Source organism: Arthrobacter sp. TmtSoilC51, from assembly GCF_055388015.1.
Genome location: NZ_AP035877.1, coordinates 4,510,665 through 4,523,621, shown reverse-complemented (window position 1 = coordinate 4,523,621; position 12,957 = coordinate 4,510,665). Strand labels below are relative to the sequence as shown.

General features: G+C 63.6%; 13 protein-coding genes. 4 read left to right on the top strand and 9 right to left on the bottom strand.

All coding sequences use genetic code 11. The annotated features are described in order from the left end of the window. The first annotated feature begins 48 nt into the window (after positions 1-48). The 4 genes from ACZ5G6_RS20645 to ACZ5G6_RS20630 all read left to right on the top strand — a co-directional run bounded on the left by ACZ5G6_RS20645 (position 49) and on the right by ACZ5G6_RS20630 (position 4,700). Entirely contained in the window at positions 49-2,046 is a 1,998-nt protein-coding gene (locus tag ACZ5G6_RS20645) for a primary-amine oxidase (RefSeq protein ID WP_498687764.1), read from the top strand. A gap of 20 nt (positions 2,047-2,066) precedes the next feature. Beyond that, positions 2,067-2,510: a hypothetical protein gene (locus tag ACZ5G6_RS20640; protein ID WP_498687763.1), complete on the top strand. Its 444-nt coding sequence runs from the start codon at positions 2,067-2,069 to the stop codon at positions 2,508-2,510. Between the two features lie 98 nt (positions 2,511-2,608). Further along, complete coding sequence (locus tag ACZ5G6_RS20635; RefSeq protein WP_498687761.1) at positions 2,609-3,913, top strand: APC family permease; 1,305 nt, start codon at positions 2,609-2,611, stop codon at positions 3,911-3,913. Next, positions 3,888-4,700 carry a hypothetical protein gene (locus tag ACZ5G6_RS20630; RefSeq protein WP_498687760.1) on the top strand — a complete coding sequence of 271 codons (813 nt, stop codon included), beginning with the start codon at positions 3,888-3,890 and terminating at the stop codon, positions 4,698-4,700. Before ACZ5G6_RS20635 ends, ACZ5G6_RS20630 begins: the two co-directional genes overlap by 26 nt. A gap of 7 nt (positions 4,701-4,707) precedes the next feature. On the opposite strand, the gene ACZ5G6_RS20625 is transcribed toward ACZ5G6_RS20630, so the two are convergent. The 9 genes from ACZ5G6_RS20625 to ACZ5G6_RS20585 form a co-directional block, all read right to left on the bottom strand. Continuing rightward, positions 4,708-5,610, bottom strand: coding sequence for a sigma-70 family RNA polymerase sigma factor (locus ACZ5G6_RS20625; RefSeq protein ID WP_498687758.1), 903 nt, complete (start codon positions 5,608-5,610; stop codon positions 4,708-4,710). 17 nt (positions 5,611-5,627) lie between these two features. Continuing rightward, positions 5,628-6,086: a carboxymuconolactone decarboxylase family protein gene (locus ACZ5G6_RS20620; RefSeq protein ID WP_498687757.1), complete on the bottom strand. Its 459-nt coding sequence runs from the start codon at positions 6,084-6,086 to the stop codon at positions 5,628-5,630. A 159-nt stretch (positions 6,087-6,245) separates the two neighbouring features. Beyond that, the gene (locus tag ACZ5G6_RS20615; RefSeq protein ID WP_498691971.1) at positions 6,246-7,472 is read right to left on the bottom strand and encodes a pyridoxal phosphate-dependent aminotransferase; all 1,227 of its coding nucleotides are present in this window, start codon (positions 7,470-7,472) and stop codon (positions 6,246-6,248) included. 52 nt (positions 7,473-7,524) lie between these two features. Beyond that, the gene (locus ACZ5G6_RS20610; RefSeq protein WP_498687755.1) at positions 7,525-8,454 is read right to left on the bottom strand and encodes a PASTA domain-containing protein; all 930 of its coding nucleotides are present in this window, start codon (positions 8,452-8,454) and stop codon (positions 7,525-7,527) included. A gap of 54 nt (positions 8,455-8,508) precedes the next feature. Beyond that, positions 8,509-8,985, bottom strand: a complete 477-nt coding sequence (locus tag ACZ5G6_RS20605; RefSeq protein WP_498687753.1) for a hypothetical protein — start codon at positions 8,983-8,985, stop codon at positions 8,509-8,511. Positions 8,986-8,991: 6 nt separating this feature from the next. Beyond that, positions 8,992-9,552: a hypothetical protein gene (locus ACZ5G6_RS20600; protein WP_498687751.1), complete on the bottom strand. Its 561-nt coding sequence runs from the start codon at positions 9,550-9,552 to the stop codon at positions 8,992-8,994. Continuing rightward, entirely contained in the window at positions 9,539-12,172 is a 2,634-nt protein-coding gene (locus ACZ5G6_RS20595) for a baseplate J/gp47 family protein (protein WP_498687750.1), read from the bottom strand. Before ACZ5G6_RS20595 ends, ACZ5G6_RS20600 begins: the two co-directional genes overlap by 14 nt. Then, positions 12,169-12,603, bottom strand: a complete 435-nt coding sequence (locus ACZ5G6_RS20590) for a GPW/gp25 family protein (RefSeq protein ID WP_498687748.1) — start codon at positions 12,601-12,603, stop codon at positions 12,169-12,171. The genes ACZ5G6_RS20595 and ACZ5G6_RS20590 overlap by 4 nt, the downstream gene beginning before the upstream one ends. 13 nt (positions 12,604-12,616) lie before the next feature. Continuing rightward, the gene (locus ACZ5G6_RS20585) at positions 12,617-12,955 is read right to left on the bottom strand and encodes a hypothetical protein (protein WP_498687746.1); all 339 of its coding nucleotides are present in this window, start codon (positions 12,953-12,955) and stop codon (positions 12,617-12,619) included. Positions 12,956-12,957: the final 2 nt, after the last annotated feature.

Here is a 12,957-nt window from a genome sequence, read left to right as displayed (position 1 = left end):
TAGAAAATAAATCCTGACCCCATCATAGGTCCCGGACAAGAGGCAGCCATGACGCCCACAGCAACTGAGACAGCCAATGACGCAGCCGTTGAGGAAACCGAGTACCGCCTTGCTACGGGCTCGGAAATATCCCTGGTACAGGGGATCCTGCAGGCCGGCGGACACCTCGGCGCTGAGAAGCGCATCGCTTACCTGGGGCTCGTGGACCCCGCCCGCCGCCAGGCAAAGGAAGATCGCCGCTTCCGCGTTTTCATTCACGACATTTCCGGCGGTGCTCCGACGGACGTCCTGGTGTCGGTGACACACGGTGAGATCCTGTCCGCAACAGAACTGGACACCAAAGTCTCCGGCGAACTCCCCGTCCTGGAGGAAGAGTTCGAGGTTGTGGAGACGCTCCTCGCCACAGACGAGCGCTGGCTCGCCGCCCTTGCTGCACGCGATCTGGACGTGGAAAAGGTTCGCGTGGCCCCCTTGTCCGCGGGCGTTTTTGAATACGACGAGGAACGCGGCCGCCGCATCCTTCGTGGCCTCGCCTTTGTTCAGGACTTCCCGGAGGACAGTGCTTGGGCCCACCCTGTGGACGGGCTCGTGGCGTACGTAGACGTGGTCAACAAGGAAGTCACCCAGGTGATCGACCTCGGCGTCATGCCGATCCCGGCCGAGCATGGAAACTACACGGATCCTGAGCTGACCGGACCCCTGCGGACCTCCCAGAAGCCCATCAGCATCACGCAGCCAGAAGGCCCGAGCTTCACTGTCACGGGTGGCAACCACGTGGAGTGGGAAAAGTGGAGCGTGGACGTCGGCTTCGACGTCCGGGAAGGAGTTGTCCTCCACAACCTCGCTTTCCAGGACGGCGACAAGAAGCGCCCTATCATCAACCGTGCGTCCATTGCCGAAATGGTGGTGCCCTACGGCGATCCCTCACCCATCCGGTCCTGGCAGAACTACTTCGACACCGGCGAATACCTCGTGGGCCAGTACGCCAACTCCCTGGAACTCGGCTGCGATTGCCTGGGTGACATCACCTACCTCAGCCCTGTCATCAGCGACGCCTTCGGCAACCCCCGCGAAATCCGCAACGGTATCTGCATGCACGAGGAAGACTGGGGCATTCTGTCCAAGCACTCCGACCTCTGGACCGGAATCAACTACACCCGCCGCAACCGCCGCCTGGTGATCTCCTTCTTCACCACCATCGGCAACTACGACTACGGCTTCTACTGGTACCTGTATCTGGACGGCACCATCGAGTTCGAAGCCAAGGCCACCGGCATCGTGTTCACCAGCGCCTTCCCTGACGGCGGCTCGGACAACATCTCCCAGCTCGCGCCCGGCCTCGGTGCCCCGTTCCACCAGCACCTCTTCAGCGCCCGTTTGGATATGGCCATTGACGGTTTCACCAACCGCGTGGAAGAAGAGGATGTGGTCCGCCAGGCCATCGGCGAAGGCAATGAGCGCGGCAACGCATTCTCCCGCAAGCGCACAGTCCTGACCCGCGAGTCGGAAGGCGTCCGGGAGGCCGACGCACGCGTAGGCCGGACCTGGATCATCTCCAATCCCGAGTCCCTCAACCGCTTGGGCGAGCCGGTCGGCTACAAGCTTCACGCCGAGAATCAGCCCACGCTGCTGGCCGATCCCGCATCCTCGATCGCGCGCCGCGCAGCCTTCGCCACCAAGGACCTCTGGGTCACCCGATACGCCGACGAGGAGCGCTACCCCACGGGCGACTTCGTCAACCAGCACTCCGGCGGAGCAGGTTTGCCAGCCTACGTCGCCCAGGACCGCGAGATCGACGGCCAGGACATCGTGGTTTGGCACACCTTTGGCCTCACGCACTTCCCGCGTGTGGAGGACTGGCCGATCATGCCCGTGGACACCGTCGGCTTCAAGCTGCGCCCTGAAGGCTTCTTCGACCGCAGCCCGGTGTTGGATGTGCCAGCCAACGCCGCTGGCGCAGCCTCGTGCCACAGCTCCGCTTCTGGCTCCGATGCTGGTTCCGTGCATGGCGACCCGCACGGCGAGCCCGCTGGACATTGCCACTAGAAGCGCCCGGGGCAAACGCCATGATGACGACGGAGGGACGGGTCCGGTCAGCCGGGCCCGTCCTCCATCCCCGGATCTGCGCGGCCCTCACGGTTGTGTCATGCGCCGTGCACTTCTGGCTCGCAGCCTCGGGACACCACGGCGCATGGCTCGGCATTCTCATGATCGGACTGGCAGCCGTGTGTGTCCCGTGCGCAGTGCACATTTGGCGGCACAGCCGCGTCGGAGCACTCCACCAGGTCACCATCTCGGCCGTGGCGATGATCGGCCTCCATGCCGTCTTACTGCTGGGAGCGGGCGGCGCCGGCCACGCCCACGGTGAGCGCCCGACGTCGAACGCTGTTGATACTTCCGGCGCCGCCGGACTGTTGCTGGTGATCGGACTGGAAATCACGACGGCGTTGCTCGCGGCCACGCTGGTAGCGCGGCTCCGGCGTCGGGCGCAGATAGCTGTTGCTTCCTGACCGGAAGCGCCAGCCCCGCAAGAATTCGGCAGGATATTGTCCCGAGCAGGCAGTTTTCCTGCTTGTTGCACCCGACCCGAACACTGTTCAGTAGAAGTGTGAATAGAGCTGTCAGTAATTCGGGCAAAACGGGCCTTGGGTTGTTCAGGGCAACCGGGATTTATGTAGGTGCCATTCTGGGCTCGGGGGTGCTGGTTCTGCCCGCTATCGCCGCCCAGGTTGCCGGGCCGGCGTCGTTATTGGCGTGGGCGTTGCTGCTGGTGTTCTGCACGCCTGTGGCATTCAGTTTTGCGGAAATGTCCAGGCAGCAGCCCGACGCCGGTGGGATCGCCACGTTCGTGACCCGCGCTTTCGGGCAGCGTGCCTCAGTTGTGGCCGGCTACCTCTTTTACTTCGCCATTCCGTTTGGGGCGCCCGCAACCGCGGTGATCGGCGGGGAGTACATCGCGCATGCCATGGGCGGTGGGCGGGAGACAGCCCTGATCGCGGCCGGGTTCATCCTGGCGGCAGGTTTCCTGAGCAACGCGGTGGGGATCCGGGTCTCCAGCAAACTTCAACTCCTCCTCATGGTCCTGCTCGTGGCGTTGCTTGCGCTCGCCGTAGCCGTCGCGGCGCCCTACGCCAAGGCAGAAAACTTCGTGCCCTTCGCCCCGAACGGTTACTGGGCCGTGGGAGGCGCAGCGAGCCTGCTTTTCTTCTGTTTCGCAGGGTGGGAAGCAGTGACGCATCTTGCCGGCGAGTTCCGCCACCCCGAACGCGACCTCAAGCGGGCCACCTGGCTGACGCTCGTCGTCGTGGGTGTCGTCTATATCGGCTTGGTGGCAGCGTGTGTCGCCGTCCTCGGTCCCGGACTCGCGGGTAGCAGCGTCCCGGTGGCCGAACTGTTGGCGAAAGGATTGGGACCCGCTGCAGCTCCGGTGACGGCCGTAGCGGCAGCCGTTTTGACGTTCGGACCACTGAATACTTTCGTGGCGGGGGCCAGCAAGCTTGGTGCCAGGTTGGCGTCCGACGGCGTGCTGCCGCGGCCTTTGGCGCGTGGCGTGGCTGCCGGGGAGGTGCCCTCTGTGAGCCTCGGCGTGCTGGCTGCCATGACGTCGCTTTCCTTTGCCTTGGCCGCTGGAGGGCTCCTCAGCATGGAATTCCAGATCGGCGCCGCATCGGCGTGCTTCACAGCTGTGACTGCTTTTGGCCTGGCCGCAGGCGTGCTCCTGTTGCCCCGTGGAACCGCGGCCTGGTTCGGCGTGATCGTCGCCGCCGTCGTGATGCTCGTGGTCCTGCTGTTCAGCGGCTGGGCGTTGCTGGTGCCGGCCGGACTTGGTGCTGCGGCATTGATGGTGGGGCGCTTGTATTTGAAACCCCCGGTGCCACAATTGAGCCATGGCCGCAGCGTGGTCAATTCGTGAAGGGTTCCGCAGCGGGCCTGACCCTGATGCCCTGCGCCGTCCCTTCTTCATTGCGGCCGTCGTTGTCTTTGCCCTGGTAGTCCTGGCTGAGGTGGGTATGTCGCTGTTGCTGGGGCAGACCGCCGTCGATCCCGTCTCGGCAAGCGATGCCAACAATTTGGGCGTCCCGCTGGATGTCTTCCTCAAGACCCAGCGGGCCGACGCCGAACCGCCAGGTGCGGGCATTGGATTCCTCGCGTTCCTGGATGGCTTGCTGCTGTTCACCGTGGTGATGCTCGGGCTCAGCCTGATCATCGATCTTCGAACATATGGCCGGATCCAGGGGGTCACGACGTTCATCGTGACGCTGCTGTGGGTCATCGCCGCGTTCTTCACGGCAATGTTGGCGCTGGCGAAACTGTTCCTGATGATCGGGTTATTTGTGGCAACCCCGTTTGGAACCATTGCGTACCTGGCCCTCTGGGGAAGCTTTCCTGAAGGGCAGGCAGCGGCAATTCTCGGTCTCTTGCTGGTGCTGAAAATCGTGTTCGCGGTGCTGTTGATCCTGAGCCAGCCCAAGTTCCTCAAAGTCACAGGGCTGGTGGTGCTGCTGGTGGTTTCGGTGCTGCTTCAGGTGATCCTCGGGCTCATCCACGGGTTCCTACCTGGGCCACTTGTGTCCATCGGGGATCAGTTCTGGGCGTTGATCACTGTGGTGGTGGCTCTCGTGTGGGCGCTGATCATGCTGATTGCGTCGATTCCGGCAATCATCAACGCCCTGCGCGTGAGCGGTTCGGCGGGGGACTGAGTCGGCCCTACGGCCCGTCCAGCGAAATCCGGGTCAGCTTGTCCGGGTTGGCAAGCTGGCGGAGCTCCCGGACGCTCCCGTCGAGGCCGCCGTCGATCAGCAGGACGTCGCAGCGGCCCTGATGCCTTAGCAACACGGCAGCTTCGCCGTTGACCTCGATGATCCGGGAACGGACGGGCTGTACTGGATCGAAAGCGGCTGCTTTGCCGAGGATGCCCGCGAAGAACCGCCCGATCCGCTCCGCCCCGAACACGGGATTCATGGCACTCTTGACCTTGCCACCACCGTCGGCCCATAGCACCGCGTCCCGGTCGAGCATTGCCACTACAGTGTCAATGTCACCCTGCTCGATGGCTCGTACCAGCTTCTCCAAGGCCGCGCGGTCCTTGGTCCTGGGAGCGGGAGCGTCCGGGTCGATGTCCAAGCGGCGCTCGGCCCTGGAGATCATTTGGCGTACGGCGGTTGGGGTCTTTTCCAGGATGTCCGCGATTTCCGGCGCGGACATCCCAAAAGCGCGGTGGAGCACCAGAGCAGCCCTCGCCTCCGGAGCCAGCTGCTCAGCCAAGTGAAGCAAGGTCAAGGACAGCAGCTCGCGGTTGGCCACGGTTTCTTCCGGAAGCCTGGAAGTGTCTACCGGTTCCGGCAACCAAGGGCCGGTGTAATCCTCGCGCACAGCGGCGAGCTGGCGCACCCGGTCAACGGAGCGCCGTACGCACACTGTGGTCAGCCACGCGGGCCAGGATTCCACGCCGTGGCCGTCCGCCTTGCGTTCCTGCCGGACGGCATCGATGGCAACCTCGGAGACGACGTCCTCGGCATGGCCGAAATCTCCCAACATCCGGTAGGCGATTCCCAGCAAACGATTCCGTTCGCTCTGCCACGCAGCAGTGGCCGATACCGCAAGACTCATGCCCTCCACGCTACCCCTCAGACGATCGGGTTCTTCTCATCTACCGGCGGCTCCATCTGCGTGCTCACGGCAATCCTGTTCCACACGTTGATCGTGGAGATGGCAAGGACCAATCCGCCCATCTGGCTGTCGTCGAAATGGGTGGCGGCCGCATTCCAGATCTCGTCGGTAACGGTGTCAGGCCCCAGCTGGGTTATGGCGTCGGTCAAGGCCAGCACGGCCTGCTCGCGGGCATCGAAGAACACCTTCGAATGCTGCCACGCCGCCACGGCATGCAGCTTGCGGGCAGGAATCCCGCGCTTCCTGCCGTCCGTGGCATGCATGTCCACGCAGAAACCGCAGCCGTTCAAGATAGAGGCGCGGAGCTTGATGATTTCGTACAAGTCGGGATCGACCGACTTTCGGGCGTAGCCTTCCAGCCCGATGACAGCGGCGTAGCCGAGTTTGTTGCTGTGGCCGATATTGATGCGGGTCATGCTGTTTCCCTTCTGTGGTGGTGCCTTACATCAGGGTTGTCGTCAGGGACGACGGAAGTGTGACAGCTTTCAGGACCTTGTTAGAGTCGGTGCGGGGGAGCTCGATCTTCTGGGCAGCCATGGCATGGCTGCAATTGATGACCCAGGCATGATGGCGCTTTAGTCCACCGGGCGGTTCCTGTACGCGGCGAGGAAATGCTCAATCCTCCGCACAGCCTCCTCGATGTCCTCCACGGTTGGCAGGATCACGAAGCGGAAGTGGTCCGGCGTGGGCCAGTTGAAGGCCGTGCCGTGCGAGACAAGGATCTTCTGTTCCTGCAGAAGCTGGAGGACGAACTTCTCGTCGCTCTCGATCGGGTAGATCTCCGGGTCCAACCGGGGGAACAGGTACATTGCGCCAGCCGCGGGGACGCATGAAACGCCCGGGATTGCCGTCAACAACTTCCACGCCAGATCCCGTTGCTCACGCAGGCGGCCGCCGGGACGGATCAGTGCCTCGATGCTCTGGTACCCGCCCAGGCAGGTTTGGATTGCGTGCTGGGCGGGAACGTTGGAGCACAGCCTCAGCGACGCCAGCAGCTCCAAGGATTCCCGATACGCAGCGGTTGCAGTCAATGGTCCCGTCACGGCAACCCAACCTGCACGGTAGCCGGGCATGCGGTAGGCCTTGGAAAGTCCGCTGAACGTCAGAACCGGGATGTCTTCCGCTACTGCGGCGGTATGAATGTGCGGTGCGTCGACGTAGCGGATCTTCTCGTAAATCTCATCGGAAAACAGGACGAGATCATGCTTCCGCGCCAGCGCCGCGAATTGCTCAAGGATGTGCCGGGGGTACACGGCACCCGTGGGGTTGTTGGGGTTGATAATCACGATCCCGCGTGTGCGCGGGGTGATCTTCGCTTCGACGTCGGACATGTCCGGCCACCAATTCTCGTCCTCATCGCAGAGGTAGTGCACGGCGTTGCCGCCGGTGAGCGTCACCGCCGCTGTCCAGAGGGGGTAATCGGGAGCCGGTACGAGGATCTCGTCACCGTTCTCCATGAACGCTTGCAGGGTCATGGAAATGAGTTCGCTGACGCCGTTGCCGATGAACACATCCTCGACGCCGATCGTCATCAGTCCGCGCGTCTGGTAGTACTGCGAGATCGCGGTCCGTGCGGAGAAAATACCCTTGGAATCGCTGTACCCCTGGGCCCCGCGGATGTGGTGGATCATGTCCACAACCACGGACTCCGGCGCTTCCAGCCCGAACGGCGCTGTGTCCCCAAGGTTCATCTTGAGGATGCGGTGCCCCTCGGCTTCCATGGCCTTGGCCGCCTGGAGGATGGGACCACGGAGTTCGTAGCGGACATTCTGGAGTTTGCTGGAGTGCTGCATCGGACGCATGGTTGATCTTTTCATGGCAGCTGCCCGGCAAGGCAAACTGGTCCCGAAATAGTCATGGGTTCAGCCGTACCTCGCACAGTTGGGGGTTGCTCACGCAAATGTTTACTGGATCAAGGATGATGCTGGACCTCAACTCAGTCCGCACCAAAACAAGAGCATTGACGTTGACTTTGGTGCCGACGTCGGGGTTGACGCCCACCACAATGCACCTCATCAGGGAAAGGGGAGGAGAGGTTTGGCACGCGGAACCCTGGGTGAAGTCCAGTTGAAGTTGTGCGGCCTGGAAGGCGTTCCGGGCTGTTTCAATCCGTGATCCCAGGACACTGGGCACGGTGGCCTTTACGGGCACCGCAATTTCCAGGTTGACCGTGCTGCCGCGGCCCACCTTCTCACCGCCCGCGGGACTCTGGTTGACTACCGTACCTTCGGGCGAGGCGCTCTCGATCTCGCTCGTGGCTGCTTTGAAGCCGGCGTCCGTGATGATCTGTACCGCTTCAGCCTGTGGCTTGGTTTTCACGTCCGGAACGTTGGCGTCCTTGAACATGAAATACAGGATTACGCCGATAACGGCCAGCAGCACCACACCCCCGATGATGACCCACAACCAGGGGAATCCCGGCGTCGGCTTTGGCTGTACGGCTGCGGGAACCGTCAAGGTGACCACGTGCGCCTGGTCCGCGTAGTCTTCCGGAGCGTCGTCGGCGGAGTAGGCGATCAGCTTCACGGGGTAGTTGCCCTCGGAAGCCCCCGCGGTGTCGAAATTGACCACGTACTGTTCGGTGGCCCCGGCGGCGATGGTCCGCAATGGGTTGGGAATGGTGGTGTACGTTTTCGACGGCGGATTGGTCACCTGCCCGGGGAACGCGCCGAGCACCACGCGCTCGGAAGTGGTGGAGCCGTTGGTGACGGAAGCTGTCAGCGAACCCTTCCCCTCTTTAAGGACGACATCCGGGGAGCTCAACGTCATGGTGATGGCGGTCATGGCACAACAACTCCTGGGATCGCGGTTTGTAGTTTCGGTGCACAGCAGCTCATCTCAGCCTCCAGCCTTCTGGATTAGCAACACACAAGTCCCCAGGCCGGGACACACGATGCCCAGCTGTCCGCCCGAGGTTCCGAAGGTCAGGTCCACGGTCTTCCCTGGACCTGAGTTCTGCTCAGCCCGCGTGCCCTGCACAAACAGCGAGACGACCACTGCCTGCTGTGGTGCGAGCCTTGCCCGCTTGGTGGGAGGCCCGAAAGGGAACGGGCCCCCACCGAACTCCTTCACATCGAACACACACGATCCGGTAACTACCAGTTGCGTGTCCGACGCCGAACACGAACCGCCTTGCACGGACAGGTCTGCCGACGTGAGTTGCGCGCCGGCGGCGGCATTGGCGAAACCGCGCTGCCAGTCCCGCGCCGCATCGTTGTTTCCGCCACCGCAACTGACGCCGAACACCAGCACCAAAAGCGCGATCACTCCACAGGCAACCACCACAAGAATCGGCGTGCGGTTCTCCCTATTCATGCGCCGTCACCGTTCATCCCCCCGCACCTCAACCTCATCCGTCACATGCGCGGGCTTCATGCCTTTGACGATTCTGCGGATCAACTCCAGCTGCCCACCCGCTTCCGCAGGCACCAGCACCCGGATATGGAAGGCGCCGGGGACGGACTCGACGTCGAACCCCGGCACCCCCGTGGCCAGGTGCAGGAAGCGGGTGAGCCCGTCCACTGTGCCCCGACGCGCAGAGAGCTGCGCGGCGGCCGCGATGAGTTCCCGCTGCCGGGAAATAGGAATGGCACCGGTCCCTGGAATGACGCCGGATCCAGCGCCGCCCTCCGGCCCGGGCAGCGTCAACCAGTCCAGGTCCACCCAACGCGAGAGAAAAGGAATCAACGACGACGGCGCGCGGCCAGGATCGGGAACGGTATGGATGCGGTCCAAGACCTGCCGGACGGGCTCATGCATGTCCTCGGCCACGGCAAGCAGGGCCTGCAGGGGAGAGCTGGTATCGGCGGCCACCTGGAAAACCTCCGGCAGGACCTTCAGCAGCTTGGACTCGGATGGCCCCCTGGGCTCAGCCGTTGCCATGGACCACCTCGATCCTGTGGTCACCCGAGCAGAAAAGCCAGGTGTCGGGCAGCGTCACGACGTCGTCCACAATGCGCCGTGTGCAGCTCTCCCATTGACCAGCGTTGTCCCTGCTGCGATACACGCCTTTGGGACCGGCAGCGAGGACCAGGGACTTTCCGTCGGCAAGGATCGCGCCGGATACCGACCGAACCGGCTCGAAGCGGGTGCGGTCCCGAAGCGGCAGATCGCAGTTAACGTCCGGCACGCTCCACTGCGCCGACGCCTGGCCAAGTTGCAGCCGGAGCACACCGCCGCTCTGGGTAGCGGCGTAGGCAGCATCGCCCATCACGTGCACACCCCAGCAGCTTCCCCCGGTCCAGCCAGTGCTGAACTGCTCCCACGAATCCATGAACGTGTCATCGAAATCGGTACGGCCCAGCTCATCGATCTTCAGCCGCAAGCATCCCGTCCCGGTCCCTTCCGGCACTGCGCGGCCGAGCCAGACATAGCTCGCGCCGCCGTCGTACTGGATGGTCATGCAGCGGATGTCCTCGCCGGCCGCCTTGACCTGCTTGAAGCTGCCCGCGGTACCGGCGTCGGGAGAGAGCCAGACGCCAGCGGACGCCTCGGCAGCTACCACAACACCGGTCCGCCCGCGGACGTCAACCAAGGCGTCCACGGCGTAGAAACCGCGATCCGGCTGCGACGTATCCACCACGTTCTGCACGGGAATGGCCCCTTGGCTCATGGAAAGTTCGTATAGTCCGCGCTCGCCGGCAAGCAACAGCAGCGGCTCGCCTTGGCGGTCCACCCAACACAAATCGGCGACGACGAACCCCAGCTCGGCTGCTTTGCGCCAGGATTCGCCGAGGTCCTCGCTGATATAAATGCGGGAACCAGTGCCGGACACCGTGCTGACGGCCACCATGCCCGGATGCCGCTCTGGACCCACCCGGCCAGGTGCGGGAGAACGGAAGGGAGCGATGGCGCGGACGGTTTCTTCGGCACCGTCATCGGAGGCATCTTCAAACTCCGCGCAAGCTTCCCAACCGTCGGTGGCGTTGGTTGTGCGGAACAACGTACCGCGCTGGGCCACGAACCACGTTTTGTCCTGGCCTTCAGCCTGTACCAGGGACACGGCATCACTGTCCGGAACTTTGTCCACTTCCAGCCTGACCCGGTCCACATACTGAACGCCCGGCTCGGCCTCCTCCATAGCGCGATACAGATTGGAGACGCGCAGTGGCTTGCCGAAACCGGATCCATAACTGGAGGGGTCCGGGCTCAGCGGACTGATCCCTTCAGACAGGCGGCCCACGATCCTGGACTTCACGGCCTCGGCATCCTCATCGGGACGGACAACGATCCGCGCATCCACCAGCACTTGTTTGTAGAGGCCCCAGCGCACTACAGGCTCAGCGCCAACCGTGGACCGCCTGCGGAGATATTGTTCCACCTCCGTGCGCACATCGTCGCGTGCGTGTGACATAAGGTCCGCTGCCCGTAACGGTTTGACCGCCCCTGCCCTGCTGCCTGGAACGAACGGTACCAGCACAATTTCCACTTCCCCCGGCCGTGCAAACGCCCACAGGTCCTTGCGCGTGAACGCCCTCGCACGGCCCACCCCGCCGTGGCGACGTGCCAGGACCTCGTAGTCCCGGACAGTGACTGCGCGGTCGCGGGCTTGGAAATCCTGGGGCGCGCGCCTAAGGGCGTTCTCCAAAGACTCGCCATCGCGGCCCCCGGTAGCTGGTTCAGGATTAGTGACCTTGGCACCCGGAACAGGGGAACGCAACACCGTGAGCTGACCCGCGCCCACGTTGCCGCCCGCACCGCCACCGCTGCGGTACCAAGCGCGAACCTCGGCGCCCGCCCCTGGTACCAAGGGGCCCTGCCCGGTTTCCGTCCGCCCCTTGGACTCATCGTCCCACCAAGCGAACATGGCGACGCCGGCACTTCGATCAATCCGCACCGGCATCTCGCCCGGCCTTGCGTCGGCGAACGCCTCCACTTCCTTGCAATACCGGAACGGCTTTCCGTCTACAAGAACAGCCTCGCCACTGCTCAGCCGCGTCCCTGCCGGAACTTCGACGGCGATCGCCAGCCCCGCGCCCGAGACGATCGGTGCGTTGGGGATCACGAAGCTCTGGCCTGGCCTGCCGGTCCCCGTACCAATCGGTACCGCGTCATACATGGTGACATCGGCTGCAGGGACCATCACACTCGTCATGCCGGGCGCCAAAGTGACTGCCGCCGTCGTCGTAAATAGTGGCTGGGGTGAGCCGGGAACGCCGGGCGGGCAGCTGACCTGTGTGCCCCTGGGGATACGGATTTCCTGATCCATGGTTGTGCCTGTGGCGGATGAGCGACTGAATTCCAGCATCGTTTCCGCCGTGCTCGGCGGGTAAAGGGACGTGCCCAGGAGATTCAAGTAGACGGCGTAGAGCTTGTCCGGCACGCGGTTGAGCCGGTACATGAGGGTGTCCGTAAGGTATGCGAAGGCCTCGACGATGGTGATGCCGGGATCGTGGACGGAGAGGTCCGTCCATTCGGGGGCGATCTGCTGGATCCGTTCCCGGGCACCGGCCACGAGGTCCGCGAAGCTCCGGTCATCCAGGTTGGGCACGGGAAGACTCATGCGGCACCTCCGGATTCCACGGGCAGGGCAATGGCGATCTCGTCCTCACGTTGCGTGGTGCGGACTCGATACTTCAACCGGACTTCAAGGACTTCGGGGTCCTCCGGCGACCGTGACGCGTCAAGGGACAGGACGGTGATGCGCCGCTCCCACTGCTCCACGGCCCGGGCTACGTAGTGGATAGCCAGGCCTGCCGTGGTGTCGTCGGCCGGAGCAAACGCCAAGCGGAACAAGTGGCAGCCGTACGTCGGGCGGTTCACCCGCTCGCCGGGTCTGGTGCTCAGCAAGAGGAGCAGGGCTTGGCGGATGGAGGCCGCGTCCGTAACAGTCGCCATCCTTCCTGCCGGCGTGATGCGCAGGCCCGGGACGCCTGCGGTGGCGTCGAAGTCCGGATGGACGAAAGCAATCGAGGTGTAGCGTGCGGCGCTCATGCCAGTGCCTTTTTCATGAACCCGACCCCACCAACGTTTGGCCGGGCCGGCGCACGTTGTACTTAACTGCGCCAGGAGGTGTGCCGTCGGTGAAGCCCTCCACAGTGTCCAGGCAGACGGCCTTGCCCCCGATCCTGATAAAGGTTGAGTAGCCCATCGTGACCGGCAACGTCTTATTGCACGGCTTGATGTTGATGCCGATATGCGGGCACATGCTGATGTTCCGGCCTTGGGGATCCGTTGCCACCAGGATGGGTGACTGTTTGATGCGGACCCACTCCTGCGAGGGCACGTTCTCCACTTTGCCGTCGTGCCCGCACCGCAGTATGGCTTCCTTGACCAGAATCTTCACAG